At 70.8% G+C, this 3915-nt stretch carries 5 protein-coding genes; 4 read left to right on the top strand and 1 reads right to left on the bottom strand.

Features of this window, described 5'->3' with window-relative positions:
* The 3 genes from ON39_RS46325 to ON39_RS50235 all read left to right on the top strand — a co-directional run.
* Positions 1-883, top strand: an 883-nt coding sequence (locus ON39_RS46325; protein WP_051187473.1) for a TIGR04222 domain-containing membrane protein, incomplete at its 5' end; no start/stop codon positions are given.
* Between the two features lie 21 nt (positions 884-904).
* On the top strand, positions 905-1777 hold the full coding sequence (locus ON39_RS34465) for an MbnB/TglH/ChrH family RiPP precursor modification enzyme (RefSeq protein ID WP_040740493.1): 873 nt from the start codon (positions 905-907) through the stop codon (positions 1775-1777).
* Positions 1774-2124, top strand: a complete 351-nt coding sequence (locus ON39_RS50235) for an SCO6045 C-terminal-like domain-containing protein (protein ID WP_051187472.1) — start codon at positions 1774-1776, stop codon at positions 2122-2124. The genes ON39_RS34465 and ON39_RS50235 overlap by 4 nt, the downstream gene beginning before the upstream one ends.
* A 42-nt stretch (positions 2125-2166) precedes the next feature.
* Here the strand turns inward: ON39_RS50235 and ON39_RS34455 are convergent, their stop codons facing one another.
* Complete coding sequence (locus ON39_RS34455) at positions 2167-2964, bottom strand: MBL fold metallo-hydrolase (protein WP_040740492.1); 798 nt, start codon at positions 2962-2964, stop codon at positions 2167-2169.
* 142 nt (positions 2965-3106) lie between these two features.
* Here ON39_RS34455 and ON39_RS34450 point away from each other — a divergent pair.
* On the top strand, positions 3107-3915 hold an 809-nt coding region (locus ON39_RS34450; protein ID WP_040740491.1), incomplete at its 3' end, for a bile acid:sodium symporter family protein.

The following is a 3915-nucleotide window of genomic DNA, read 5'->3' as shown; positions in this document are numbered from 1 at the left end:
GCTCGTTCTCGTCGCCGCGGGCGACACCTGGGGCATCTCCGGCCCCGACTTCCTGGCGCTGTACTGGCCGTTCATCGCGCTCGCGGCACTGTTCGGTCTGGTGATGCGGCTGCGCGTGACCCGAGCCGCCCCCGATGCCCAGGGACTCGAGCGGCCGGGCACGGAGCTGACGCTGCCCGAGATCGCCATGCTGTTCGATGATCGCCGCGCGGTGCTGACCGCGCTGGCCCGGCTGCGCAGCCACGATCTGATCGACTCGGCGGCCGCGCCCGCCCGCCCGCTGACGGCCGAGGACCGGCACCGCCTGGACCCGTTCACGCGCTCGACCTACGAACGAATCGTGGCCGGAACCAAGCCGACGGTCGCCGCGCTGACCGCGGGATCGGCGGCGGCACTGGGACCGCTGCGCGACACAATGCTGAAGCGCGGCTACTTTCCGGACGCCGCCTTCCGGCGCAGGCTGCGCGACGCGGGGCTGCCGCTGGTGATCGTCGGCGCGGTCGGCGTGGTGCGGTTGATCGCGGGGATGCTGAATCACAACCCCGTCGCGTTCCTGGTCATCGCTCTGGTGGTGCTGGCGCTCTGCTACTGGCTGGTGGTGGCCAAGCCCAGGCTCACCCCGCTCGGCCGACTCGCTCGCGACAACGCGACCAGCGCCAACGCGCATCTGCGGCCGTCGAATTCGCCCGCCTACGCCACCTACGGCATCGAGAGCGCCGCCCTGGCCGCCGCGATCTTCGGCGGCGCGGCGCTGACGACCCTCGATCCCGGTTTCGCCAGCGCCGTGCAACCGCCGAGCTCCTCGGGCGGTGACGGCGGTAGCGGCGGTGACGGCGGCGGCGGTTGCGGTGGTGGGGGCTGCGGCGGCGGGTGCGGTGGCTGACCGCGGGGCGGGTCGAAGCGCATGAGCGGACCGCTCCCGGACTCGGTCCTCGGCATCGGCTGGCGACGCGAGATCTGCGGCGTTATCGCGGAATTGGACGGGCTCGGGTTCGCCGAGGTGATCGCGGAGTCGCTGCCGGTGCGCCGCCGATCGCTCGGCGAGTCGCGGGTCGAGGTGCCCGCCGAACTCGCAGCGCTGAAAGAACGCGGCATCGCCGTTGTGCCGCACGGTGTTTCACTGTCACTCGGCGGGGCGGAGGCGGTGGACGAGCGCCGGATCGCGCACCTCGCCGCGTGCGCGGCGGCGCTCGGCGCACCGCTGGTGAGCGAGCACGTCGCCTTCGTCCGGGCCGGCGGCGTCGAGGCGGGACATCTGCTTCCGGTGCCGCGCAGCAGAGCGGCCCTGGATGTCTTGGCGCGCAACATCTCTCGCACGCAGGACGGGCTCGGCGTGCCGCTGGCGGTGGAGAACATCGCGGCGCTGTTCGACTGGCCCGACGACGAGTACGCCGAGTCGGAGTTCCTCGCCGAGCTCGTCGAGCGGACCGGGGTGTACCTGCTGCTCGACATCGCCAACGTGTACGCCAACGCCCGCAACCGCTCCCGCGATCCACTGGACGAATTGCTACGGCTACCCACCGATCGCGTCGCCTACTGTCATGTCGCGGGCGGCCACGAGTCCGACGGCCGCTACCATGACACGCACACCGATCCCGTCCCCGCCGAGGTGCTCGCCCTCGTCTCTGCGTTCACCGAGCGCCACCCCGTGCCGCTCATACTGGAGCGCGACGGCCACTACCCGCCCGCCGCCGAACTCCTCGACGAACTCGACGCCATCGCCGCGGCCGCGCGCCGCCCGTCCCTCACCGCGCGCGCACGGACGGTGGGCCCATGATTTCCCCCGAAAGCCAAGGGGCGGAACGCCTTTCCGAGCGTCAAGCCGCACTGGTCGCGGCGCTCGTCGCCGGAGGACCGCTTCCGGACGGCTTCGAGGCAGGCGCCGTCGCCGCGGCGGCCCGCGCCCTGCTGCGCAAGCGCGCGGACGAGGTCGCGCGCCGGTACCCGCTGCTCGCGCACGCCTGCGGCGCCGACTTCACGGCACGCTTCGTCGCCTGGGCCGCCGAGCGTCCGAAAACGTCGACCGCCACGGACGCGACGGCTTTCGCCGAGTACACGGGCATCCCGGGCGGGCCGAGTGGTCTCGGACCGCGGCGGAGCCGCTGGTTGTTCCCGCGACGCTAGACTCTGCCTCGAAGTCTCCTCCGGCCGGACTTCGACACGGGCCTAGCCGACGCGGTGCGCCGCCAGCTCGCGTTCCTCGCCCGGCGCCAGCACGGTGACGTCCACGCCGAGTTCGGCCGCGGCCGCACGGAACTTCGTCAGCGATTCGTCGACCTCCACGTAGTACGGCGGTATATCGAGGCCGAAGTGGATCGGGACGATCGTGCGCGCGCCGAGGATGTGGCCCGCCATGGCCGCCTGCTCCGGGGTGAGCACCGCGGGCAGCGGGCTGGCCGGCCGCAGGTGCGGAAGCCGCACGGCCGCACCGTTGATCGGCAGGAACGCCGCGTCGATGGGCCCGCAGCGGCGGGCGATGAGCCACCACAGGCCGTGGAAGATGGTGTCGCCGCCGTGGAAGATCCGCTGTCCGCCTGCGCCGACGACCCAGTTCACCTGCGGGTCGCCGAGGCCGTCGACGGCCGGGACCGCGGTCACCTCGAACGGCCCGATGGTGGTCGTCTCCCACTCCGTCACCACGCGCGTCGTCAAACCGCTTGCCGCGAAGGCGCTCTCGGCCTCCGCCGTCCACACCACATCCTCGGCGGCCCCGGCCATCGGCGCCGGGCGCAGGACGACACCGTCCGCCGACAGGATGCGGCGCAGCGCGGACGGGTCGGCGTGGTCGGTGTGCAGGTGGGTGACGAGGGCGGCCAGCGCGGCGTTCGGCCGTCGCGGCGCGCGCAACGCGTCCTCCGGAAGTGCGCCGCGCAGCAGCTCACTGTCCTGTACCGCGTCGATAACCAGTGTGGCGCCGTCGAATTCGATCTCGACGCCCGCCCAGCCGAGCCGGCGGATCCGCATGTTCGCTCCTTCGTTCGTACTCTCCGAGCCAAGTGTACGCACGATCGTTCGTATTGTCCTGATATGCGAAGACATCCCATGGTGTGACGAAATACGTACTTTTCGGTTCCGCTCGGGAAGACGCTCGGCGTTAGCGTGTGGTGTGCGATTCCTCAGCAAGTTCTATATCGACGGGTTCATCCTGTCGATCCTCGCTACGGTTGCCCTGGCCAGCGTTTTTCCCGCGCGGGGTACCGCCGCCGACGTAGTCGGCGTGCTGACGAAGATTGCCATCGCATTGCTGTTCCTGCTCTACGGCACTCGATTGTCGCCGAAGGAGGCCCTGGCCGGCCTCACCCACTGGCGGCTGCACCTGGTCGTGCTGGCGAGCACGTTCGTGCTGTTCCCGCTGCTCGGGCTGGCGGCGCGGCTGCTGGTGCCCGGCGTGCTCACCGACGATCTGTACACCGGGTTGCTGTTCCTGTGCCTGGTGCCCTCGACCGTGCAGTCGTCGATCGCGTTCACCTCCATCGCGAAAGGCAATGTGCCGGGCGCGATCGTGAGCGCGACGGCCTCGAACCTGCTGGGCGTCTTCGTGACTCCGCTGCTGGTCATCCTGCTGATGAACACGACCGGCCAGGCCAGCGTCGACTTCTCCTCGATCGGCGACATCGTGCTGCAGCTGCTGGTGCCCTTCGCCGTCGGCCAGCTGATCCGGCCCAAGGTCATCGGCTGGCTCAGCCGCTACGCCGAGCCGACGAAGCTGGTGGACCGCGGCTCGATCCTGCTCGTGGTCTACAGCGCGTTCAGCGCGGGCATGGTGGAGGGCATCTGGCACATGCTCTCGCCGTGGCGGATCCTGGCGCTGGCCGGGGTGTGCTGTGTGCTGCTCGCGCTGGTCATCGCCGCGACCATGCTGGCCGGCAAGGTCTTCGGCTTCGCGCCGGCCGATCGGATCGTGATCGTGTTCTG

This window comes from Nocardia tenerifensis NBRC 101015 (assembly GCF_000308715.1).
GTDB lineage: Bacteria > Actinomycetota > Actinomycetes > Mycobacteriales > Mycobacteriaceae > Nocardia > Nocardia tenerifensis.
This window is presented reverse-complemented; position numbering and strand designations above follow the sequence as displayed.